20 protein-coding genes are annotated in these 21,715 nt (G+C 58.7%); 16 read left to right on the top strand and 4 right to left on the bottom strand.

Going from position 1 to position 21,715, the window contains the following annotated elements:
• The first annotated feature begins 26 nt into the window (after window positions 1–26).
• The 11 genes from QZ498_RS03215 to QZ498_RS03165 all read left to right on the top strand — a co-directional run bounded on the left by QZ498_RS03215 (window position 27) and on the right by QZ498_RS03165 (window position 13,060).
• Window positions 27–287, top strand: a complete 261-nt coding sequence (locus QZ498_RS03215; protein ID WP_294620174.1) for a DUF4212 domain-containing protein — start codon at window positions 27–29, stop codon at window positions 285–287.
• 11 nt (window positions 288–298) lie between these two features.
• Window positions 299–2,083, top strand: coding sequence for a sodium:solute symporter family protein (locus QZ498_RS03210; protein ID WP_294620172.1), 1,785 nt, complete (start codon window positions 299–301; stop codon window positions 2,081–2,083).
• A gap of 117 nt (window positions 2,084–2,200) precedes the next feature.
• The gene (locus tag QZ498_RS03205; RefSeq protein WP_294620170.1) at window positions 2,201–4,042 is read left to right on the top strand and encodes a DUF294 nucleotidyltransferase-like domain-containing protein; all 1,842 of its coding nucleotides are present in this window, start codon (window positions 2,201–2,203) and stop codon (window positions 4,040–4,042) included.
• 9 nt (window positions 4,043–4,051) lie between these two features.
• Entirely contained in the window at window positions 4,052–4,555 is a 504-nt protein-coding gene (locus QZ498_RS03200) for a hypothetical protein (protein WP_294620168.1), read from the top strand.
• A gap of 20 nt (window positions 4,556–4,575) precedes the next feature.
• Window positions 4,576–4,959 carry a response regulator gene (locus QZ498_RS03195; RefSeq protein ID WP_294620167.1) on the top strand — a complete coding sequence of 128 codons (384 nt, stop codon included), beginning with the start codon at window positions 4,576–4,578 and terminating at the stop codon, window positions 4,957–4,959.
• The gene (locus QZ498_RS03190) at window positions 4,952–7,006 is read left to right on the top strand and encodes an exonuclease domain-containing protein (RefSeq protein WP_294620166.1); all 2,055 of its coding nucleotides are present in this window, start codon (window positions 4,952–4,954) and stop codon (window positions 7,004–7,006) included. The genes QZ498_RS03195 and QZ498_RS03190 overlap by 8 nt, the downstream gene beginning before the upstream one ends.
• A 163-nt stretch (window positions 7,007–7,169) precedes the next feature.
• Window positions 7,170–8,045: a flagellar motor protein MotB gene (locus QZ498_RS03185; protein WP_294620164.1), complete on the top strand. Its 876-nt coding sequence runs from the start codon at window positions 7,170–7,172 to the stop codon at window positions 8,043–8,045.
• 92 nt (window positions 8,046–8,137) lie between these two features.
• Window positions 8,138–9,439, top strand: coding sequence for a flagellar hook protein FlgE (locus QZ498_RS03180; protein ID WP_294620162.1), 1,302 nt, complete (start codon window positions 8,138–8,140; stop codon window positions 9,437–9,439).
• Between the two features lie 34 nt (window positions 9,440–9,473).
• Window positions 9,474–10,922 (top strand): flagellar hook-associated protein FlgK, encoded by a 1,449-nt coding sequence (flgK, locus tag QZ498_RS03175; RefSeq protein ID WP_294620161.1) that lies wholly within the window; start codon window positions 9,474–9,476, stop codon window positions 10,920–10,922.
• A gap of 3 nt (window positions 10,923–10,925) precedes the next feature.
• Window positions 10,926–11,933: a flagellin gene (locus tag QZ498_RS03170; RefSeq protein ID WP_294620160.1), complete on the top strand. Its 1,008-nt coding sequence runs from the start codon at window positions 10,926–10,928 to the stop codon at window positions 11,931–11,933.
• Window positions 11,930–13,060 (top strand): flagellar basal body P-ring protein FlgI, encoded by a 1,131-nt coding sequence (locus QZ498_RS03165; RefSeq protein ID WP_294620159.1) that lies wholly within the window; start codon window positions 11,930–11,932, stop codon window positions 13,058–13,060. Before QZ498_RS03170 ends, QZ498_RS03165 begins: the two co-directional genes overlap by 4 nt.
• Before the next feature lie 400 nt (window positions 13,061–13,460).
• On the opposite strand, the gene fliP is transcribed toward QZ498_RS03165, so the two are convergent.
• From fliP to fliF, 4 genes are read right to left on the bottom strand one after another with little or no spacing between them, the layout of a single operon-like run.
• Entirely contained in the window at window positions 13,461–14,198 is a 738-nt protein-coding gene (gene fliP, locus QZ498_RS03160; RefSeq protein WP_294620158.1) for a flagellar type III secretion system pore protein FliP, read from the bottom strand.
• Between the two features lie 7 nt (window positions 14,199–14,205).
• Window positions 14,206–14,505, bottom strand: coding sequence for a FliM/FliN family flagellar motor C-terminal domain-containing protein (locus tag QZ498_RS03155; protein ID WP_294620157.1), 300 nt, complete (start codon window positions 14,503–14,505; stop codon window positions 14,206–14,208).
• The gene (locus QZ498_RS03150) at window positions 14,505–15,101 is read right to left on the bottom strand and encodes a flagellar biosynthesis protein (RefSeq protein ID WP_294620156.1); all 597 of its coding nucleotides are present in this window, start codon (window positions 15,099–15,101) and stop codon (window positions 14,505–14,507) included. Before QZ498_RS03150 ends, QZ498_RS03155 begins: the two co-directional genes overlap by 1 nt.
• A complete protein-coding gene (gene fliF / locus QZ498_RS03145; protein ID WP_294620155.1) occupies window positions 15,101–16,723 on the bottom strand; it encodes a flagellar basal-body MS-ring/collar protein FliF in 1,623 nt (540 codons plus the stop codon). The genes QZ498_RS03150 and fliF overlap by 1 nt, the downstream gene beginning before the upstream one ends.
• 123 nt (window positions 16,724–16,846) lie before the next feature.
• Between fliF and fliL the strand changes: the two genes are divergently transcribed.
• The 5 genes from fliL to QZ498_RS03120 are packed head-to-tail and all read left to right on the top strand — an operon-like array spanning window position 16,847 to window position 21,502.
• Window positions 16,847–17,338, top strand: a complete 492-nt coding sequence (gene fliL / locus QZ498_RS03140) for a flagellar basal body-associated FliL family protein (protein WP_294620153.1) — start codon at window positions 16,847–16,849, stop codon at window positions 17,336–17,338.
• 8 nt (window positions 17,339–17,346) lie between these two features.
• Complete coding sequence (locus QZ498_RS03135; protein ID WP_294620151.1) at window positions 17,347–17,706, top strand: hypothetical protein; 360 nt, start codon at window positions 17,347–17,349, stop codon at window positions 17,704–17,706.
• A 47-nt stretch (window positions 17,707–17,753) separates the two neighbouring features.
• Window positions 17,754–18,296, top strand: a complete 543-nt coding sequence (locus QZ498_RS03130) for a hypothetical protein (protein WP_294620149.1) — start codon at window positions 17,754–17,756, stop codon at window positions 18,294–18,296.
• A gap of 51 nt (window positions 18,297–18,347) precedes the next feature.
• Window positions 18,348–19,217, top strand: a complete 870-nt coding sequence (motA, locus tag QZ498_RS03125; protein WP_294620146.1) for a flagellar motor stator protein MotA — start codon at window positions 18,348–18,350, stop codon at window positions 19,215–19,217.
• The gene (locus QZ498_RS03120; RefSeq protein ID WP_294620144.1) at window positions 19,217–21,502 is read left to right on the top strand and encodes a hypothetical protein; all 2,286 of its coding nucleotides are present in this window, start codon (window positions 19,217–19,219) and stop codon (window positions 21,500–21,502) included. Before motA ends, QZ498_RS03120 begins: the two co-directional genes overlap by 1 nt.
• The last annotated feature ends 213 nt before the right edge of the window (window positions 21,503–21,715 follow it).

Genomic DNA, 21,715 nt, shown 5'->3' with positions numbered 1-21,715 from the left:
AGGAAACTGGAACGGGAGGACAAGACGTGTCCGAAGAGTCTTCAAACAACGCGTATTGGAAAGCCAATCTGCGTCTTATTATCGGGAGCCTGGTGATCTGGGCGCTCGTGTCGTTCGGGTTCGGCATTCTGCTGCGCCCGGCCCTGTCGGGGATCGCTGTTGGCGGCTCTGACTTGGGCTTTTGGTTTGCGCAGCAAGGGTCGATCCTGGTCTTTCTTGGCCTGATCTTCTTCTACGCTTGGCGCATGAACAAGCTGGACGCCGAACACGGCGTTGGCGAAGAGTAAGGACCTGAACAATGGATCAGTTTACACTTAACCTGCTTTTCGTCGGCGCGTCTTTCGCGCTTTATATCGGTATCGCCATTTGGGCGCGTGCCGGTTCCACCAGCGAATTCTACGCCGCTGGGCGTGGTGTTCACCCCGTGACCAACGGTATGGCAACTGCGGCTGACTGGATGTCGGCGGCCTCGTTCATTTCGATGGCGGGCCTGATTGCCTTTACCGGCTATGACAACTCGTCCTTCCTGATGGGTTGGACCGGTGGCTACGTGCTTCTGGCGCTGCTGCTGGCCCCGTATTTGCGGAAGTTCGGCAAGTTCACCGTGTCGGAATTCATCGGTGACCGTTTCTACAGCTCCACCGCGCGCCTTGTGGCCGTGATCTGCTTGATCGTGGCATCGACCACCTATGTGATCGGTCAGATGACTGGCGTGGGCGTGGCCTTCGGCCGCTTCCTTGAGGTGGACAACACGACCGGCCTGTTGATCGGTGCCTGTGTGGTTTTCGCCTATGCGGTGTTTGGCGGCATGAAGGGTGTGACCTATACGCAGGTTGCACAGTACTGTGTGCTTATTCTTGCCTATACCATCCCGGCGATCTTCATCTCGTTGCAGTTGACGGGTAACCCGATCCCGGCGCTGGGCCTGTTTGGGGAGCACGCCGCAAGCGGTGAGCCGCTTTTGGCCAAGCTGGACCAGATCGTGACCGAGCTGGGCTTCAACGAATATACCGCACACCACGCGGATACGCTGAACATGGTGCTGTTCACCCTGTCGCTGATGATCGGTACTGCCGGTCTGCCGCACGTGATCATGCGCTTCTTCACCGTTCCCAAGGTGTCGGACGCCCGTTGGTCGGCCGGTTGGACGCTTGTCTTTATCGCCCTGCTGTACCTCACGGCCCCGGCTGTGGGTGCCATGGCGCGCCTCAACATCACCGAGCTGATGTGGCCGGAAGGCACCAGCGGTCAGGCGGTTTCGGTTGAACAGATCGAAAGCGATCCGGCCTATGACTGGATGGCGACTTGGCAGAAAACCGGCCTTCTGGGTTGGGAAGACAAGAACGGCGACGGCCGTATCCAGTACTACAACGATGGCAATGCCGAGATGCAGGAACGTGCCGCGGAAGCCGGTTGGGAAGGTAACGAGCTGACCAACTTCAACCGTGACATCCTTGTTCTGGCCAACCCCGAGATTGCCAACCTTCCCGGTTGGGTGATCGGTCTGGTTGCTGCCGGTGGTCTGGCCGCGGCCCTGTCCACGGCGGCGGGTCTGTTGCTGGCGATTTCGTCAGCGGTGAGCCATGACTTGATCAAGGGGCAATTCAAGCCGAATATCAGCGAGAAGGGCGAACTCATGTCGGCCCGTATCGCGATGGCGGTGGCCATTGCGGTGGCAACCTACCTTGGTCTGAACCCGCCGGGCTTCGCGGCGCAGACGGTGGCCCTTGCCTTCGGACTTGCGGCGGCCTCGATCTTCCCGGCACTGATGATGGGCATCTTTACCAAGGTGAACAACAAAGGTGCCGTGGCAGGTATGCTGGCCGGTCTGATCGTGACCTTGATCTATATCTTCCTGCACAAGGGTTGGTTCTTTATCCCTGACACCAACACGTTCAGTGATGCTGACCCGCTGCTGGGGACGATCAAGTCGACCTCCTTCGGTGCAATCGGTGCGATGATCAACTTCGCGGTGGCCTTCATCGTCTCGAAGTCGAGCGATCCGATCCCCGAAGAGATCAACGAGCTGGTCGAAAGCGTCCGCGTGCCGAAAGGTGCAGGCGCGGCAGCAGCAGATCACTAAGACTGATACAGCAAGGGGCGCCATTGGCGCCCCTTCTTCCGTCCCCATGCCATTTCGCATAAACGGGGGATGTCTTTTAGACAGATAGTTTACAGCCATCCGACAGGAGCCACTTGCATGGCCGAAAGCCCCGCAGAGATTCTGCATGTTCTGACCCATTTCGCCCCTTTTGATATGTTGTCCGAGGCAAAGCGCCGCGCGCTTGCCGAGAAGGCCAAGCGGATTATGGCGCCGGTGGGAACGGTTTTGTTCGAGGAAGGGGAGCCGCTTGAGGGGCTCTACCTTGTGGAGCGGGGAACACTGGATATTGAATCGAGCAGCGCCGACCTGATTTCGCAACGTGGGCCGGGCGACATCATGGGCGAGCGGGGTCTGTTGCGCGACGGTCGGGCCATGTTGACCGCCAGGGTGACCGAGGACAGTCGGCTCATCGTGATTCCAGCCAAGGTGTTTTTGGCGGCATTGGAAGACAGTGATGAACTGTCGGCGTGGTTTGGCCGCTCTGCGCCAACCGAGGGGGAGCGCGACGAAGGCCCCTATGCCACGGGTCTGACCGCCTTGCAGGTGTCGGACCTGATGGCGAAAACGCCTGTGACCTGCCCGGAAAGCAACACCGTGACCGATGTGGCAAAGGTGATGCGGGATAAGAAGATTTCCTCGGTTCTGGTGATGGAAGACACCAACCTGACCGGGATTGTCACCGTGCACGACATGACCAACAAGGTGCTGGCTGAGGGCCTCACCGGGGATATTCCGGTGGCGCAGGTGATGACGCCCAAGCCGATGACAATCGCGCCCGATGCGCTGGGCCTGGATGCATTGATGATGATGTCGGACCACGGGATCAATCATCTGCCGGTGGAATCGCGCGGCAATATCGTGGGGATGATCGGCAAGACCGACCTGTTCCGACGTCAGGCCGCCACGGCCAGTCACATGATCGCCGATATCGTGCAGGCCGAAGATGCCGAGACCATGGCGCAGGTCATGGAGCGTGTGCCGGAATTGCTATCGCAGCTGGTGAGCGCGGGCACCCGGCCACAGGCAGTGACCCGGCGGATTACCGATATTACCGATGCGATCACCCGGCGTTTGCTGGTGCTGGGTGAGGAAAAACTTGGCCCTGCGCCAGTGCCCTATCTATGGCTCGCCTGCGGGAGCCAAGGGCGGCGCGAACAAACCGGGCAATCGGATCAAGATAACTGTTTGATCCTGCACGATGACATGAAACCCGAGCATGACGCCTATTTCGCCAAGCTGGCGCAGTTTGTCAGTGATGGCCTTGATACCTGCGGGTTTATCTATTGCCCCGGTGACATGATGGCCACCAACCCCCGCTGGCGACAGCCGCGCCGGGTGTGGCAGGAGTATTTCAAAGGCTGGATCGCGCAGCCCGATAATGAGGCGCAGATGCTGGCCTCGGTCATGTTTGATCTGCGCCCGATTGCCGGTGATGAAAGCCTTTTCGAGGATATGCAGGAAGACACCCTGCGCATGGCGCGCAAGAATTCAATCTTCGTGGCGCATATGATTTCGAACTCTCTCAAGCATACGCCGCCTTTGAACCTGTTTCGGGGGTTTGCCTTGATCCGCTCGGGCGAGCATAAGAACATGGTGGACCTGAAACACTCCGGCGTGGTGCCGGTGGTGGATTTGGGTCGAATTTACGCCCTGCAAGGCGGGTTCGAGGCAGTGAATACGCTTGATCGGATCGAAGAGGCCCGCGAAAGGGGTGTGATTTCGCAATCCGGCGCGCACGACCTGTTGGATGCTTATGAGTTGATCGCCGAAACCCGCCTGCGCCATCAGGCGATGCAGATCAGGAATGGCGAAAGCCCGGATAACTTCATGGCCCCCGGTGAACTTTCGGAATTGGAGCGCAACCACCTGCGCGATGCTTTCATGGTGATCAAAACCATGCAGTCAGCAGTCGGGCAGGGCAAAGGGGCATTGGGGTAAGCGATGTTTATGGAGCTTTTAGCCAGTTTTGCCGCCGGGATCGGGGCCGCGGGCCTTGTCCTGTTGCTGAACCTGATTACGGGCAATCGCCTTCCGAAATGGGCCATGCCGGTGGGCGCAGGTCTGGCGATGATCGGCTTTGCGATCTGGTCGGAATATAGTTGGGCCGAGCGGACCATTGGCGCACTGCCCGAGGGCGTTGAGGTTATTGAAACGGTCGAGGAATCGCGGTTCTGGAAGCCTTGGACGTATATCGCGCCGCAAACGACCCGGGTTTTGGCCGCAGATATCGCCGGAATCCGCGAAAATGATTCAGTTCAAGGCGCGCGGCTTGTCGATCTGTATTTATTCGAACGGTGGCAGGCACCGGGGAAGGTGATGGAATTGGTCCGTTGCGATGACCCGGCCCGTGCGCTTGCGACTGAGGCGGCTCTTGCTGATCCGGAGGAGGCGGCCAAATGGCTGCCGGTGACGCGGGAGGACCCGATTTACGGTGCTGTCTGCACCGACTGAGCCGGAGGGAGGCCAGACCGATGGAGGAGAAAAAAGTACTGCTGGTGGAGGACGAGGACAACATTGCCCTTGCCCTTGAACACCTGATTGCGCGTCAGGGATATGCCCTGCGCCGGATCGCGGATGGCACCCTGGCGATGGAGGCGATTGTCGAGGATCACCCCGATTTGGTGGTTTTGGATGTCATGCTTCCGGGCAGTTCGGGCTATGAAATTTGCCAATCCATTCGTCGAGATGCCAAGCTGGCCGATATCAAGGTTCTGATGATGACCGCCCGGGGCGGAGAGGTTGAGCGGCGCAAGGGCATGGCGCTTGGGGCCGACGACTTCATGACCAAACCCTTTGCCACCTCGGACCTGACCAACCGCATCAAAACCTTGCTGGAAGAGCCTTCCAATGCGTGAGCGTTTTGGACTTCGGCTGCGCTTTGCGCTGTTTTTCGCGGCGCTTGGCGTTGGTGGGGTTGCGATCCTGATCGGTGCCCTGTGGCTTGGCTTTAACCGCAATGGCGGCCCGATGGATGGCTATGTTCTGGCCGGGCTTGCCGCGGGCTTTGGTATCTTGGGGCTGACCGCTTGGATTGGCTACCTTTTCGATGAGAACGTCGCGCGTCCGATCCTTGGGTTGGCCTCGGACCTAAACACCCGGGCACGGGCCGATGTGGGGGCTGAAATCGACGAAGAACAGGCCCGCTATCTGGGTGCATTGGCCCCTGCGGCGCGGGCCATTCACGAAGCGCTTTCGGAAGCACGCGAGGCGCAAGAGCGGGCTGTGGCGCGCGAGACTGACCGCTTGGCGCGCGAAAAGGCGCTGTTCGAGGCGCTGTTGCGTGATTTGGCCGAAGGGGTTGTGGTGGTGACGCCTGACAACCGCCTTATGCTGTTCAACCGTGCGGCTGAGGATTTGCTTGGTGGTCTGGGATTGGATCGGCCTTTGGGCGCATACATACGATTGGATCCCTTGAGCCATGCGATTGAGCGTTTGGACAAGAACCTGGCGCGTGGCCATTCGGAGGCCGAAAGTTTCCTTGTACCGACTGCCGATGGAGAGCGCTTTTTGCTGGGGCGGGTCAGCCCGGTTTTGTCGGGGGATGACCGTCTGGGCCATGTCCTGATTTTCCATGACGCGACCGAGGATTTGCAAGCCCACGCCGACCGTGACCATCTGTTCAACACCTTGATGGAAGACGTCCGTCGCCCGGCGGCGGCCATTGGCGCGGTCTTGGATGTCTTGCAGTCGGATGCCGATATTCCGCCCAAGACGCGGGCCACATTTGATGCCGCCATGAACGAAGAATTATCACGCCTTTTCAATTGTTTGCGTGATATGGATGCACGTCATGGAAAGATTACAACACGTCATTGGCCAATGTCCAAAGTGGCAGCGGATGATATTTTCGAAGGGCTGAAAGCGCGTATTGATCTGCCTTTGCAAACCGACGGTGGCGCGCATTTCCTGCGGTGTGATGGCTTTGCCATCATGGAGGTCATGGCCCGTGTGGTGCAGGGCTTGTCGCAGGAGGGTGGTCGCGATGGCTTTGCCCTACGGGCCGAACGGCATGGCAATGAGGTTTGGCTGAGCTTGCAATGGCAAGGTGCGGAGGTGCGTGAGAGCGACCTTGACGCCTGGCTGAAACAGCCCTTGTCGGAAAGCTATGGCGCCTATTCGGGGCGTGATGTTCTGGAAGGGCATCGCACGGAAATCTGGTCAGAAACAGGGGGTTACGGGCATCGTATCGTGCTTCCGCTGGAAGCGTCAGGCGCACCTGCCTTGGCGTCGGAAGATGTCCGCCCCGAGTTTTACGACTTCAATTTGCCCACAAACGTTGGCGAGGTGGCCGAACGGAAGCTGGCCGATCTGTCCTTTGTGGTCTTTGACACCGAGACCACGGGCCTTGCGCCCAGTGGTGGCGACAAGATCGTGCAGATTGCGGGCGTTCGAATCGTCAATGGGCGTATCCTGCGTGGCGAGGTGTTCGACACGCTGGTAAATCCTGGGTGCGCGATCCCGCCGGCCTCGACCAAGGTGCATGGCATCAGTGATGATATGGTCACTGAAGCCCCAGATATTGTGAGTGCTGGACAGGCGTTTCATAGATATTGCGAGGGTGGCGTGTTGGTTGCCCATAACGCACCCTTCGATATGGCGTTTCTCAGGCGCGATGAATCTTTGATCGGACAACAGTTTGATCACCCGGTTTTATGTACTGTTCTGCTGTCGGCGGCGCTTTATGAACATACGGGCGAGCATACCTTGGATGCATTGGCTGAACGGTTTGGCGTGACCATTCCACCCGAGTTGAGGCACACCGCCTTGGGGGATGCCATGGCCACGGCGGAAGTGTTTTTGCAGATGATCGGAGTGATGCAAGCGGCGGGGATTGATACCCTTGGTGATGCTATTTCCGCCGGTCAAAGGATGACGAAAATCCGCAAGGCGCAGGATTACTGATTTTCGTACGAGTCGTACGGTTGACCACTGGTTTTCGTACGAAAAACGGCAAGATCAGCGAGCTGAGCGTACGAAATTCCAAAGTCTTAACAATTGTAAATGTTAAGCGGCCATTAATGCCCGCCTGCTACGCCTGATGCCGGGTGAGAGAAAGGTGTTGGAGATGAGTGCGCAAGGTGGGAACGTCGCGCCGGTCATCATCAAACGAAAGAAGGTCACGGGTGGTGATGGCCACCACGGCGGAGCGTGGAAGGTTGCCTACGCCGATTTCGTGACTGCCATGATGGCATTCTTTCTTTTGATGTGGCTGCTGAACGCGACGACAGAACAACAAAGAAAGGGTATTGCCGACTACTTCAGTCCGACGATTCCAATCAATCGGATTTCGGGTGGGGGTGACGGCGATTTCGGGGGCGAAAGCGTTTTCTCTGAAGAGACACTGCCGCAGAATGGCACAGGGGCCACGAACCGCCGACCGACCGAAGCGCGGCAAGCGCGGGGCGAGATGGGTCTTGCGGCCGAAGGGGCCGAAACGACTGATGCGGCCAGCAGTCGCGAACAGGCGACTGACCCAGCTTTGAAGGAAGTGAAGGATGCTCTTACGGCAAGGTCCGGGGAAAGCATGGTGTCGCAAAAAACGCGACGGCATATCCTGACCCGTGTTACCGACGAGGGGCTTTTGATCGAGATTTTTGATTTGCCCGGGGCGCAGCTTTTCAAACCGGGCTCGGCGGAGCCGACAGACCTTTTGTACCAGATTGCTGGTATTCTGAGCGAGGCAGGCAACTTGGTGGAGAATGGTATCGCCGTCGAGGGCCATATACGGGCTGCGCCCGTGGTTCTGGCGCACAACCCGGTTTGGAATCTCTCCGCCGAACGTGCGAATGCCATGCGTCAGCTCTTGCAGGATCGTGGGCTACCGCCCGACCGGATGCAGCGTGTGACTGGACATGCCGACCGGGAACCGGCGGTGCGCAATCCAATGGCCCTGCGCAACAACCGGATCGAGGTGATCTTCCTGAGGTCGGATAGCATTTGAAATAGGTGGCTTTTTATCTGTTAGGCCGCTGTTAAATGGAACGCCTTACATCTGGTGCCCGACTCCTGTCGATGCAGCAGAAAGGCGTGTCCATGACTATTTCTTCCTCGTTGAATGCCGGTGTGGCGGGTTTGAGTGCGAATGCAACGCGCTTGGCCGCGATTTCCGATAATATCGCGAATTCCGAGACCTATGGTTACAAAAGGGTCGAAGCCGATTTCCAATCACTGGTGATTTCGTCGAATGGCGGCAGCTATTCAGCGGGTGGTGTGCGGTCGAGCACGCAGCGCCTGATTGATCAGAGTGGTTCGCTCGTGTCCACTTCGAACGCGACGGACCTTGCGGTGCGTGGCCGGGGGATGTTGCCGGTCGCGGCGGCAAGCGAAGTGGAAGTGGCCAATGGCAACGCGCAGATGTTGTTGACCACCACCGGATCATTCCGAACCGACGCCGAAGGCCGTTTGCGCACGGAATCGGGCCTTGTCCTGATGGGCTGGCCCGCCAACCCGGATGGGACGATCCCGGCCTTTCCGCGCGATACAAGCGATGGATTGGAGCCGGTTCAGATCAACGTTAACCAGTTGACCGGTGAGCCTACAACCGAGCTTGATCTTGGTGTGAACCTTCCCGCGACGGACACCGCCGCCGGGTCGAGTGGAACGCCGCAGCAATTGTCGATCGAGTATTATGACAACCTTGGCAAATCCGAGAACATTCTGATTGAGTTCACGCCAACCGTGCCCGCCACGGGGTCATCGAACGAGTGGACGATGACGATGACGGACTCGGCGCAAGCCGGGGCGGTGATCGGCGAGTATACCCTGCAATTCGATAATTCGCGTTCCTCGGGTGGAACGCTGCAAAGCGTGACGGCGACGACCGGAGGTGCCTATGACGCGGCCACGGGAAACCTGATTGTGAACGTTGCCGGCGGACCGATGGAGATCAACATAGGCCAGCTGGGAGCCAGCAATGGCCTGACGCAGCTTTCTGACAGTTTCGCCCCGCTGTCGATTTCGAAAAACGGCTCTCCAGTGGGCAATATGACTTCGGCGGAAGTGGATGAGAACGGGTTCGTCCATGCCTCTTTCGACACTGGCATCACGCGGATCATCTATCAGGTGCCGCTTGTCGATCTGCCAAACCCCAACGGCATGGTGGCCATGGACCAGCAAACCTATCTACCGTCGCCTGAAAGCGGGTCGTTTTTTCTGTGGGATGCCGGTGATGGCCCGACAGGTGATGTTGTGTCTTTCGCCTTGGAAGAATCGGCCACCGATGTGGCCGGTGAACTGACCGACATGATCCAGACGCAGCGCGCCTATTCCTCGAATGCGAAGGTGATCCAGACCGTGGATGAGATGTTGCAGGAAACGACCAACATCAAACGCTAAGCGCGCCTGACCCCCGGATGAGGAGACAAAAGGCATGGGTATTTCAACCGCCTTGAACAATGCGTTAAGTGGGCTTTCGGCAACTTCGCGCACCACCGAAGTAATCTCGACCAACCTCGCGAATGCCCTGACTGAGGGATATTCCACACGAAAGGTGACACTTTCGACGAGTGATATCGCGGGTGGCGTACGCGTACTTGGTATTGAAAGGCAAAAAGATCAGGCGCTTGTCGCCGATCTGATGTTGGCCACGAGCGAAAAGGCAGGTGCAAATACCCGTGCAGAATTCCTGCAGGGTATTGAGCGGGCCATTGGCCTGCCGGGGGAATCGCAGTCTCTGTCGGACAGTTTGGCGGCGTTTGAGGCCAGCATTGTAACTGCGGCGACCAAACCGGAGGATGAGAATCGCCTGAATGCGGTCCTTGGCCGTGCGACCGAGTTGACCGAGGCGATGAAGTCCGCGTCGGGCGCGATCCAAGATGCCCGTGGCCGCGTAGATTCCGAGATCGGACAGTTGGTCAGCGAAGTGAATGTGGCTCTGGATCAACTTGCCAAGATCAACAGGACAGTCGTTTCTGCCAATATTTCGGGTCAATCGGCGGCCAATCTCATGGATCAGCGTGATCAGATCTTGGCGCAATTATCCGAGGCGGTGCCTGTTCGCAGTGTCCCGCGAGAAAATGGCGCGATCGCCGTTTTTACCACAGGAGGGGCTATCCTTCTGGATGGCACGGCGGCGAAGCTTGAATTCACGACGTCGAACGTCGTCGCACCGCATATGACCGGGGATAACGGTTTACTGTCGGGGCTGACGATCAACGGGGTCGCGGTGCCACCGCGCGGAGATGGCAGCCCCATCGAAGGAGGGCGTCTGGCGGCGCTTTTCGATGCGCGTGATGGTCTGGCCGTGGAGGCGCAGCGCAATCTGGATGCCGTCGCGCGAGACCTGATGGAGCGCTTCGAGGCCCCGGGGCCAGACCCGACACTTTCCCCCGGAGATGCTGCACTTTTCACCGATGAGGGGGCAGCCTTTGACCCGGCCGATGAGGTGGGCCTTGCCGGGCGCCTTTCGATCAATGCCCTAGCCGATCCGGATCAGGGTGGCGAGCTATGGCGCTTGCGTGATGGATTGAACGCAGGCACCCCAGGCCCAGCGGGAAACAGCGATCTGTTGCTGGCAATGGGGGAAGCCCTGAGCCTGCCTCAATCCATGGCCTCGGGTGATTTGGGCGGCTCGGCGCGGGGTCTCTCTGATCATATTGGCATGCTTGTCTCGAAGATCGGACAAGAACGTTTGACGCAGGATCAGTCTCTGTCATTCGCTAATGTGCGGCATGCGGAACTCTCGGAAATGCAGGCGCGCAATGCTGTGGACAGCGATGATCAGATGCAGCGCCTTCTCGAAGTGGAGCAAGCCTATGCTGCCAATGCCCGGCTGATCGAGACAATCAATACAATGATGGACAGCCTTTTGAGGATTTGAGACATGAGCCTGCAAACCATTGGTGATCTGGCCCGCGGAGCCATGCTGCGCCGTCAGAACTCGGAACTGAAAACCCAGATGACCCGGCTTACTGAGGAAGTGTCGACCGGCCGCAGCGCCGACCCGGTGCGGCATTTGTCGGGTCAGCTTTCTGGCCTCGCAGATATTGAGCATAGTCTGACATTGAATCGAAGTTACAAGTCTGCCGCAACCGAGGCAGGCCTGATTGCCACGGCCATGCAAGCGGCATTGGGGCGCGTGGAGGCGGACACCAGTGCCCTTGCGGAAGGTCTTGTCCTGGCAGAGACAACAGGTGGCAGCATCGAAATACCGGTTTTGGCCGGGCAGGCGCGCGATACTCTGGACGGGCTGGTCGGCAGTTTGTCCACCCGCGTCGTTGGACGCTCTATTTTTGCGGGCTCGGATGTCACGGCCCAGCCACTGGCTTCGACCGAGACCCTCGTGAACGCGGTTCAAGCCGCGCTTGGCGGAGCGAGTGACGCTGCCAGTGTCGAAGCCGCCGTCGCCGGGTTCTTTGCGCCTGGCGGTGATTTCGACACACTGATCTATCAAGGCGGTACCGAACCAATTGGCGCTATTCCCCTTGGATCTGGTGAGGCTGTCACATTGGATATCAGGGCCGATTCCGCCGCATTGCGCGCTGGAATACAAAACACGGTGCTGGCGGTTTTGGCGGGAGAGGACAGCATTGCCCTGACCCAGCAAGAGCGTCAGACGCTGATGACGCGCGCGGGTGAGGGCCTTTTGAGCGCGCAAGGGCAGATTGCCCTACTTCGGGCGGATCTGGGCCATGCGGAATATCGCATAGAGCAAGCGACAAGCCGCATCGCAAGCGAGATTTCCGCTCTTGAGACTGGGCGCAACAGCCTGACCTCGGTCGACCCGTTTACCGCGGCGACCGAGCTTGAGGCGGTACAGCTTCAGCTTGAGACACTTTACACGATCACCGCGCGGTCTTCGCGCCTCAGCCTGGTGAACTTCCTGACATGATTTATCTGCGCCGTTTAGTGACTGCCATCGCAGGCATCGTCACACTTCTTGCCGTGATCTTTGCTTCGGGCGTGACGCATGCTGCGCCTATCCGCCTGAAGGACTTGGTGGAGTTCGATGGGGTCCGGGGCAATGATCTTGTCGGGTATGGCCTCGTGGTCGGATTGAATGGCACGGGGGATGGATTGCGCAATGCGCCATTCACCGAGGAAATCATGACCAACATCCTTGAAAGGCTGGGTGTGAATGTGACAGGGGAGCAATTCCGACCCAAGAACGTGGCTGCCGTTCTGGTCACCGCCAGCATGCCGCCTTTCTCGCGAACAGGGGGCAAGATTGATGTGACTGTATCCGCCATTGGCGATTCCAGCAGTCTTTTGGGTGGCACCTTGGTGATGACGCCGCTTAATGCCGCAGATGGTCAGATCTATGCCGTGGCGCAGGGAACGATCATCGCGGGCGGTGCGGCGGCCGAGGGCGCGGCTGCGGAAGTGGTGCAAGGGGTCCCGACTTCGGGAGTGATCCCCGCTGGTGCGCGGATCGAACGCGAGATTGATTTCGCGCTTTCGTCCTTGGAGACTTTACGCTTGGCCCTGAGAGAGCCGGATTTCACGACGGCTGCGCGCATTGAGTCTGCCATCAATCAGGTGTTCGGACGGCGCGCGGCCCTAATGCTGGATTCCGGCACGGTCCGCTTGAACGTTGCCGCGACCGGGGCACGGTCGCCCGCCCATATGTTGGGGCGGATCGAGAATATTCTTGTCGAACCTGAGCGCAAGGCACGCGTTGTTGTGGATCAACGCTCGGGAACCATCGTGATGGGGCAGGATGTTAGGATATCCCGCGTTGCAGTGAGCCAAGGCAATCTGACGCTGCGGGTTCAAGAGGCACCGGTGGTCGTGCAGCCAAACCCATTTTCCGAAGGCGAGACCGTCGTCGTGCCGCGCACCGCCGCCGATATCGAAGAAGACGAAGGAACCGGCCTAGCCGAGGTGGCTCCGGGCACCTCTCTTTCGGAGGTGATTGCCGGACTCAATGCACTTGGTGTGGCCCCCCGCGACATGATCGACATTCTGAAGAGTATCAAGGCGGCGGGCGCGCTTCATGCAGAGTTCGTGGTACGATGATGATTGAACCGCTCCAAGCTGAGGCACACGGCAATCAGCGGTTATTCAGAGACATAATTCACCTTCAATACCCAGGATCTCTGCGCGCCCTTGATCGTACATGCCGTTGTCTTTCTTGATTGGAGCGTGGCTTTTGCGGCCCGGAAAAAGCGTGACGGGATACTCGGTTGATTGGTGTCGTCGGGTTGATTCTTGTTCGATGATTGACAAGGCTCCGCGCCTGATCCGGGTATTCAGTACCGGACGAGACGGGGAAGGGGTTACCTCTGGGGCAAGCGTTGTGCCAAGTCCGCGGTGTTTGGATTTGGGAGGTTGAGCTGGCCAGGTTTCGACTTCTGTAGGCAGCGTGGCGCGTGAGATGTGACAGCCGCCCATTTTTATAAAGGCGACCTATCAGAGACTAAAAATATCCGCGTACGAGACTTTCCGCGAGGAGCGTCCAGCCGTCGGCGATGACAAAGAACGCCAGCTTGAAAGGTAGCGAAACGATGACCGGGGGAACCATCATCATACCCATCGACATCAGGATGGCAGCGACGACGAGATCGATGATCAGGAAAGGCAGGAAGACCAAAAAGCCGATTTGAAAGGCGCGGGCAATTTCCGAAAGCATGAAGCTCGGCACCAGAACCGAAAGCGGGGCTTCGGGGGCGGCCGTCATCCCGGCGGTATCAGGCCGCAGGTTGGCCATGCTGCTGAAGGTGGCATTGTCGACACGGCTAGCCATGAAATCGCGAAACGGTGCAAGGGCCAGCTGCGCCGCCTCTTCGACTTCAATCGTCTCGTCGAGCAGCGGGGCGATGCCGCTGGCCCATGCCTCCGAGAAAACCGGCTCCATCACGTAGTAGGTGAGGAACAAGGCAAGACTGACGATCAGCATGTTTGGCGGTGACTGTTGCAGTCCGATTCCCTGCCGCAGAATCGACAACACGGTGACGATGAATGGGAAGCAGGTGATCATGATGGCCAGCCCCGGCGCCAGGCTGAGGACGGTGATCAAAAGAATCAACTGGATTGTTCGGGCGCTGATCGAGCCACCTTGGCCTAGTGAAATGGCGATTTCCTGGGCCTCGGCCGGCCCTGCAAGGCACAGGGCCGCAATTAAGGACAGAGCCGCGAATAGTTGGTGAAAGCGCATGGTGTGTTTAGCCCAACCCGTCATGCAGGTCAGCCACTTCGGTCAGGCGCACGGCCAGTTGTCCGGCATTGTCGCCCTCCATTTCTTCCAATTCACCGCGGGCGATCAGGCGTTCACCGACATAGAGTTCCACTGCGTCATCGACGCGCTTGTCGAGTGGTAAGACGGCGTCACGCTTGAGCGTCAGAAGTTCACGGATCAAAGGGCGTGTTTTGCCCACCGATATCGTGATTTCGATAGGCACGGATGAAAAGGGGGTTTTGAGCTCAGCATCTTGCGGGACGTCTGCATCTGGAGTGTCGGTCATCAGGCGGAATCCTTCATCTCGTTCAGGGTGTCGGCGTAATAGGTTTCGATTGCTTCGGAGATCGCGGATAGCACCGCTTTTGTGTCGATCTCTCGTTCTTGGTCTTCAAGGCGCAGGCGCACCTGACCTTCGGCCATGACAGGATCAGGAATAACCGAGACCGACAGCTGGTCTTCGCCGTTCAGCAAGGATTCGAGGGTCGGAGCGGTTGCTGGCGCTGTCAGGAGGGTGACCGTGCCGGTTTCTTGCGCGTCCAAGAAATCGTGCAAAATCTCTCGGACCCTTTCGCCAAGGCTATCCTGTGCGAGACGCGGCAACACCGCTTCGACCATTTGATCGAGCAAGGGTTTCAGCGCCTTGAGCGCGGCTACCTGCGCCTCGTGAAAGGTAAAAGAGAGATCTTGGAGATTCTGGGCAAAATCTGCGGATATATGGCTTGCGTCATCAGTCGCGGCCTTGGTGGAATCGTCCCACCCCGCCTGATAGCCCCGTTCGAACGCCGCGAGCTTTTCTTCTTCGAGTGCAACATCGGTCAAGGCCACGGGGTCGCCCTCGGTTAGGGCGCTGAAGTCTTCGAGTAGATGTGAAATACTCATCAAGCGTTTTCCTCTTCGCCTTCGAGCCAGTTACGCAGAATCTCAACGGTTTCTTGCTGTCGCTCACCGATCAGATTGCGCAGACGTTCGGCCGGATCTTCGGCGGTGCGAGTGAGCGCGGGCACGTCTGTTTCGTTGTCCTGAGGCACCTCCGGACCCGCGACTAGAGACATGCCAGAAGGATCGCGGGCACCATCATCTATCTCGCCCGTCAGGACGCGCGTCGCTTCTTCGTTGGGCGGTGTCTCGGGCGGTTCAGACGATAGAAGGGCGGGACTTTCGGGTTGGGTTCGCATCAGGATGGGGCGCACAACGAACAACCCCAAAATCAGTGCGACAACCGCCAAGACAATCGCCTGGATGATCGACATCAGATCCAGAGCGAGGCCAGCCAGGAACCCGGTTTCGGCACCGGTTCCGCTGGGCAGGACGGTTTCGAACTGCATCGTCTTGAGCGTTATGACATCCCCCCGTTCCTCATCGAAGCCCACGGCAGAGGCCACGAGGTCGCGGAGCGCGGTCAATTCTTCCTCCGGTCTAGGGGTGAAGGCCTCTGAACCATCGGGATTTGTGGTTGTCGTGCCATTGACCAGTACGGCGACAGTCAGGCGCTTGATCGCGCCAGGGGCGACGGTGATCTGACGTTCGGTCTCGGACACTTCATAGTTCACGCGTTCACGCGTCTCGCTTGATTGGCTGGACGAGGTGTCGCCGGCACCGGCTTCACCATCTGGCAGATTCGAGGCAACGGTGACATCACCGCCGCCTTGATCCGACGAGGTATTCGTCCGCTCTTCGGAATCGGTGCTGATCGCGACACGGCTTTGTGGATCAATCCGACGTTCGCGCATTGATTCGGTTCGGGTGACGGTATCGAGGCTGAGTTCGACCACCGCATTGCCGGGACCGACGCGGGCCTCAAGCAGGCGCTGCACCCTTTTGCGCATGGCCTCGGCCCGGTCGTCAGTGGCATTGGTCGGCGCATCTTCGGTCACGCCGATCAACCCCCCGGTGCTGTCAATGATCGACACATCATCGGGTGCAAGGCCCGTGACCGCCGAGGCAACCAAGTAGCGCAAAGCGCGGGCGTGTTTCGAGGTGAGCGCGCCGCTTGCGGTGTTGATCATCACCGAAGCGGAAGGCTCGACATCCCGTTGGAACGGGTTTGAACCTGTGCTTGCCAGATGGACACGTGCACCGGTGATAGCGGGATGCGCTTGTATCGTGCGGGCCAGTTCACCCTCTTTCGCGCGCCAATAGGCGGCATCGAACATTTGCGACGTGGTTCCGAACCCCGACATCGAATCAAGCAGTTCATAACCCTTGGTCGAGGTTGCGGGCAGGCCTTCGCTTGCCAGTGTCATGCGCAATTCATCGCGGCGCGCCGATTCGACGAAGATTGCGCCGCCGCGGACGTCATAGGCCACGCCCCTTTGCTCAAGGGCGGCGACGACATCGCCTGCGGCGCCACTTTCAAGGCCCGCGTAAAGTAAAGTCAGACTTGGCGATGAGGCCATGCGTGCGAGGCCCAAGACCGCTGCGAAAACCGCCGCTGTGGCCAAGAAAACGATCACCCGCCGCCGCGCGTCCAGCGCATTCCAGACATCTAAAATCTGCTGCAATTCTTTGCCTCCTGATCCCCGGCTTCTGCCGTTCGCTGAGGTCATCTTTCGCTGATCTGGCTTAACAATCGGTTAGTTCCTGCGTGCCTATAGTTTGTCAGAGGCGACTCGCAGGTGACAAAGATGACCGAGACGGAAAACACTGAAGAAGACCCACCCAAGAAGGCGTCAAAACTGCCGCTGATTCTTGGGTTGGTTCTGGCTTTGGTAGGCGGTGGCGGAGGATTCTTCGCCGTCTATTCAGGCATGATTCTCGCGCCGGACAGTGCCGAAACAACCGCCGAGGAAGAATCGCCCGATAAAGTAAAAGCGATGCCCGATGTCGCCTTCGTGCCGGTCGATCCGATGGTGATCTCTCTGGGTTCAAGCGCTGCGAGACACCTGCGGTTTCAAGCACAGCTTGAGGTAGGAGCGCCGTACGAGGCCGAAGTGACCAAGTTGATGCCGCGGGTTGTCGACGTGCTCAACAGCTACCTGCGGGCGCTGGAACCAGAGGACCTTGAGGCGAGTTCGGCCCTGATTCGCTTGCGGGCGCAAATGTTGCGCCGTGTGCAGATCGTAACCGGGGGTGACCGGGTGCGGGACCTGCTGATCATGGAATTCGTACTGAATTGAGGTGAGGGATGGAATTGATTGCCGATATATTGCTTGTCGCGGGCGCGCTGGGCGCTGGCTTCTACTGTTTCGTTTTGGCCAGACGCTTGCGCCGCTTCAATGACCTGGAAAATGGTGTCGGCGGGGCTGTGGCCGTTCTGTCGGCACAGGTCGATGATCTGGCCAAGACACTGGAGGCGGCCCAAAGCACGGCGAGCAACTCCACACAATCACTGGAAGGGTTGACCGACCGGGCCGAAACCGTGGCCAAACGGTTGGAGCTCATGGTGGCCTCGATGCACGACGTGCCCACGAGCGCGCCGGCACCCAAGGCGCCGGATGGGCCGGTTTTCAAGCGCCATAACGCGAATGACAGTGAGGTGGCATGATGACCCGGAAGAACCGCCGACGTCAGCCGGGCCGCGGAGCCCTTGTCATGATCGCTAGCATCTTGTTGCTATCTGCAGGTTTGCGGATGGGGGATGGGGCAGGGCAGGCTTTGGCTCTTGCCAAGGATGGGGTCGAGGTCAGTCCATTGTCGGAGGCCGCTCCCCGGGCTTGCGAAACACCAGAGGACCTCAAGCGTGTTCTTGCAGCTATACAGCAACGCGAAAAGACTCTGACTCAGCGCGATACGGCGATAAGGGATCGAATGCAGGCGCTTTCCGTGGCTGAGCGCGAGACCGACAAGAAACTGAACGCCCTTCGCGAGGCTGAGGAAAGCCTCAGGCAGACGATTGCCATGGCCGAAAGCGCCGCAGAAACCGATCTGGGTCGCTTGACCAAGGTCTATGAGAGCATGAAGCCCAAGCAAGCGGCTGCCTTGTTCGAGGAAATGGACCCGAATTTCGCCGCCGGTTTTCTTGGTCGAATGCGCCCCGAAGCTGCCGCCGCAATAATGGCAGGCCTTACGCCGCAGGCCGCGCATACCTTCAGCGTCGTTCTGGCCGGCCGCAACGCGAATGTTCCCAAAGAGTGAAGCAGGGCGCGGCACGTGCCGCGTTCCTCTCAGCAACGGCTGGAGAAGAAAATGCTTGGTATAATTGGTATTGTTATGATCTTCGCCATGGTGTTTGGCGGATATTTGGCCGCAGGTGGCAAGCTTGGCATCATCTTGAAGGCTTTGCCTTTCGAGATGATGATGATTGGCGGCGCAGCGGTCGGGGCTTTTCTGATCAGCAACGACATGTCCGCCGTCAAACATACGGCCAAGGATATCGGCAAGGTCTTCAAGGGCCCTAAATGGAAGCCTGATGACTATCGTGACCTGCTTTGCCTGCTATTTGAGCTGATCCGGTTGGCCCGGCAAAATCCGGTGGCCATCGAGGAGCATATCGAGACGCCCGAGGAGTCTTCGATTTTTTCGAAGTATCCCAAAATTCTCGCGGACAAAGAGGCCGTGGCGCTGATCAGCGATACCATGCGGTCTGCTTCGATGAACTATGACGACCCGCATCAGGTTGAAGAGATTCTGGACAAGCGGATGGAGGCGACACTGCACCATTCCATGCACCCCAGTCACGCGCTGCAAACCGTGGCGGACGGTCTTCCGGCTCTGGGTATCGTGGCGGCCGTGCTTGGGGTGATCAAGACCATGGCGTCGATTGATCAACCGCCGGAAATCTTGGGTAAGATGATCGGCGGCGCGCTTGTCGGCACCTTTCTGGGGGTGTTCCTTGCCTATGGTTTCGTTGGGCCATTCGCGGGCAAGGTCAAGGCCGTGGTTGAGGAAGACAGTCATTTCTATCATCTGATCCGCGAGGTGTTGGTCGCCAATTTGCATAACCATGCCACGAACATCTGTATCGAGGTCGGGCGCCAGAATACCCCGTCGCATATCCGACCGAGTTTTTCCGATCTTGAAGAGGCGCTCAAAGGCGTCAAACAGGATGCGGCCTGATGCGAGTATTGGCGCTGACCATCTTTTCCATGATGTGGCCTTTGGGGCTGTTTGCCCAGGAAGTGACCATTCGCTCGGGTGAGCATGAGGATTTCACGCGTCTGGTGTTCGACCTTCCCGTGCGGGCGGAATGGACCTTGTCTGATGACTCAAACAGCAAGGTGTTTGCCTTTGACCAACCGTTCCAGTTTCGGACTGAGGCTGTGTTCGATCGCATCCCGCGCGATCGGCTGAGGGCCGTGCAACAATCGGAACCCGGCCAGCTGCGGCTTGATCTTGCCTGTGACTGTGACGTCGATGCATTCTGGCATACCTCGACAATGCTCGTGGTGGATATCGCGGATGCTTCTGCCGGCTCGCCGGTGGTGAGGCCACGATTGCGACAGGTCGCAACAGCTCGCAGACCGGCGAGAGATCATAAGGAGACTGGCCCAATTACGATTTGGCCGCGAACCAAGCCATCGGTGAGCTTGGCAGAGCAGGCATTGTCCGCACCTCCAATGTTGAACGAGGCCAAGCCGATTGCACAGGCCAATGAAAGCCTGAGAAAGGCCAAAGATCTGCGTCAGAAACATGCGCAGGTCATGGGGCAGATTGCGCGGGCTGCCTCCCAAGGATTGTTGTCACCCAACGTGCAATGGCCGAGCCAAGGCCCGGCAAGCCAACAGGAGACGGAAAGCGCGAAAGAGGGTGCATCGGATGCCGCAGAGAAACCCGCACCGCAAGAGACCAAGCCGGAACCACTGGCCAACCTGCGCGCGCGATCCAGCATTGACCGTGATGTCTTGGCGCATGCCGAGCAGTTGATCGGCCCTTTATCGGGCCGAGGTGATTGCCTGTCGGACAAGCTCACTCGGGTTGCGAATTGGGGGACCGAGGAACCATTTGGCGCACAAATCGGGCCATTGAACAGGCGTCTGTTCGGGGAATTCGACAAGCCCGACGAAAGCGTGGCCTTGGCCTTGGCGCGGCTTTATGTCTTTTTCGGGTTCGGGGCCGAAGCGCAGCGTGCGCTTGGCCTTGTCGCTACTCCGTCGTTGGAAACGACCATCTTGCAGGCCATGGCGCAAATCCTGCGAGAAGGCCATGCATCACCTCAATCGGTGCTGTCAAAGCAGTTGGATTGTGCGACGTCCGTCGCGGTTTGGGCCGCTCTGTCTTATCAAGAGCTGCCTGCCGATATGCCTGTGGATACAGATGCGGTTCTGCGCGCCTTTTCCGGCTTGCCACCACACCTGAGGCGGTACGTGGGCCCCACGTTGTCGCAGAGGTTTCTCGATGCGGACCGAACTGAAACCGCCAATCGCATCCTGCGGATCCTGGAGCGCGGCACCGAGAATGTTTCACCCCAAATTGGCATGGCGAAGGCCGAGCTAAGGCTGGCTGAAGGTGATGCCGAAGGTGCGGGCAAGACGCTTGATGAGGTTGTCGAGCAGAATGCGGAACCATCAGCCCAGGCGTTGGTGCGCCGTATAGAAACGCTTTGGGAGTCTGGTGAGGATATTTCTTTCGAGATGGCGCAATTGGCGGGAGCCTATGCCAGTGAGAACCGCAACGCCGCCATACATAAGGATTTGATCTGGGCCCATGTGGCTGCGCTTGCTGCCTCGGGGGCGTTCCATCAAGCCTTTGACGAACTTCGCCGGGTTCAGTCGAGCGAACCAGAGGCGTTTGTTGGTCTGGAGAATGATGTGATGAGCCGTCTCGCACAAAAGGGCGATGATCTGGAGTTTCTTCAGTATGCCCTTCCGCAGGTGCCCGGGGCTGTGCCGAATCTGGAGCCTGCTGTGGACAATGCCATTGCCGCCCGTTTTCTGGCGCTTGGATTTTCCGATGCGGCGCGACATCACCTCCAAGGTCCTGCCCGAGGTACGGCGCAAAGAGACAGGCAAATACTACGCGCCCGCGTTGCCTTGCACGAAGGTCGTCCTCGGCAAGCCGAAGTTGAATTACTGGGTCTTGCAGGCGCAGATGCAAATGCGCTGCGGGCCGAAGCGCGTAGCCGTTTGGGCCAACACGCCGCCGCGGCACAGCTTTTTGCCAGTGCCGGACGGGATGACGACGCCAGATTGCAAGCGTGGCTGGCCGAGGATTGGGAGGAGCTGGCGGCACAGGGCGCGCCCTTGTCGGAGGTGGCGGAATACATGACCGCCCCCCCGCAAAGCGATGAGACCGATGTGGGACAGTTGCGTCAAAGCCGCGACTTGCTTGGCGAAAGCGGGGAAGTGCGTGAGATGCTTCGCGACCTTCTGGAAACCCGCGCCTTTGAGACAGAAGACGGATAGAGAACCCGATCTGCAATTACTGAAAATCAACTCTTTTTCGATAGCTCTCTCACAAGTGCAGAACGCACTTTCAAGGAAGGTCACAAAGTGCCCAAGAAACGAAGAGCGTTTTTCTCTCAACCCAACAAAGCGCGCACGACGGCGAGTATGGGCCGCTTGCCTGCGTTGGCAAACGAGGCAGGGTTGCTTCACCAGAGCGCTGCCAATTCCGCG

The sequence above is a fragment of the uncultured Roseovarius sp. genome (genome assembly GCF_913057115.1).
GTDB lineage: Bacteria > Pseudomonadota > Alphaproteobacteria > Rhodobacterales > Rhodobacteraceae > Roseovarius.
This window is presented reverse-complemented; position numbering and strand designations above follow the sequence as displayed.

What these genes read in the sequence shown, in the direction of transcription:
- QZ498_RS03135 (WP_294620151.1), top strand. Translation starts at nt 17,347, where the DNA reads ATGGAATTGATTGCCGATATATTGCTTGTCGCGGGCGCGCTGGGCGCT.
- QZ498_RS03210 (WP_294620172.1), top strand. Translation starts at nt 299, where the DNA reads ATGGATCAGTTTACACTTAACCTGCTTTTCGTCGGCGCGTCTTTCGCG.
- QZ498_RS03190 (WP_294620166.1), top strand. Translation starts at nt 4,952, where the DNA reads ATGCGTGAGCGTTTTGGACTTCGGCTGCGCTTTGCGCTGTTTTTCGCG.
- QZ498_RS03170 (WP_294620160.1), top strand. Translation starts at nt 10,926, where the DNA reads ATGAGCCTGCAAACCATTGGTGATCTGGCCCGCGGAGCCATGCTGCGC.
- fliP (WP_294620158.1), bottom strand. Translation starts at nt 14,198, where the DNA reads ATGCGCTTTCACCAACTATTCGCGGCTCTGTCCTTAATTGCGGCCCTG.
- QZ498_RS03165 (WP_294620159.1), top strand. Translation starts at nt 11,930, where the DNA reads ATGATTTATCTGCGCCGTTTAGTGACTGCCATCGCAGGCATCGTCACA.
- QZ498_RS03130 (WP_294620149.1), top strand. Translation starts at nt 17,754, where the DNA reads ATGATCGCTAGCATCTTGTTGCTATCTGCAGGTTTGCGGATGGGGGAT.
- QZ498_RS03180 (WP_294620162.1), top strand. Translation starts at nt 8,138, where the DNA reads ATGACTATTTCTTCCTCGTTGAATGCCGGTGTGGCGGGTTTGAGTGCG.
- QZ498_RS03205 (WP_294620170.1), top strand. Translation starts at nt 2,201, where the DNA reads ATGGCCGAAAGCCCCGCAGAGATTCTGCATGTTCTGACCCATTTCGCC.
- flgK (WP_294620161.1), top strand. Translation starts at nt 9,474, where the DNA reads ATGGGTATTTCAACCGCCTTGAACAATGCGTTAAGTGGGCTTTCGGCA.
- QZ498_RS03120 (WP_294620144.1), top strand. Translation starts at nt 19,217, where the DNA reads ATGCGAGTATTGGCGCTGACCATCTTTTCCATGATGTGGCCTTTGGGG.
- QZ498_RS03155 (WP_294620157.1), bottom strand. Translation starts at nt 14,505, where the DNA reads ATGACCGACACTCCAGATGCAGACGTCCCGCAAGATGCTGAGCTCAAA.
- motA (WP_294620146.1), top strand. Translation starts at nt 18,348, where the DNA reads ATGCTTGGTATAATTGGTATTGTTATGATCTTCGCCATGGTGTTTGGC.
- QZ498_RS03195 (WP_294620167.1), top strand. Translation starts at nt 4,576, where the DNA reads ATGGAGGAGAAAAAAGTACTGCTGGTGGAGGACGAGGACAACATTGCC.
- fliL (WP_294620153.1), top strand. Translation starts at nt 16,847, where the DNA reads ATGACCGAGACGGAAAACACTGAAGAAGACCCACCCAAGAAGGCGTCA.
- QZ498_RS03200 (WP_294620168.1), top strand. Translation starts at nt 4,052, where the DNA reads ATGGAGCTTTTAGCCAGTTTTGCCGCCGGGATCGGGGCCGCGGGCCTT.
- QZ498_RS03150 (WP_294620156.1), bottom strand. Translation starts at nt 15,101, where the DNA reads ATGAGTATTTCACATCTACTCGAAGACTTCAGCGCCCTAACCGAGGGC.
- QZ498_RS03185 (WP_294620164.1), top strand. Translation starts at nt 7,170, where the DNA reads ATGAGTGCGCAAGGTGGGAACGTCGCGCCGGTCATCATCAAACGAAAG.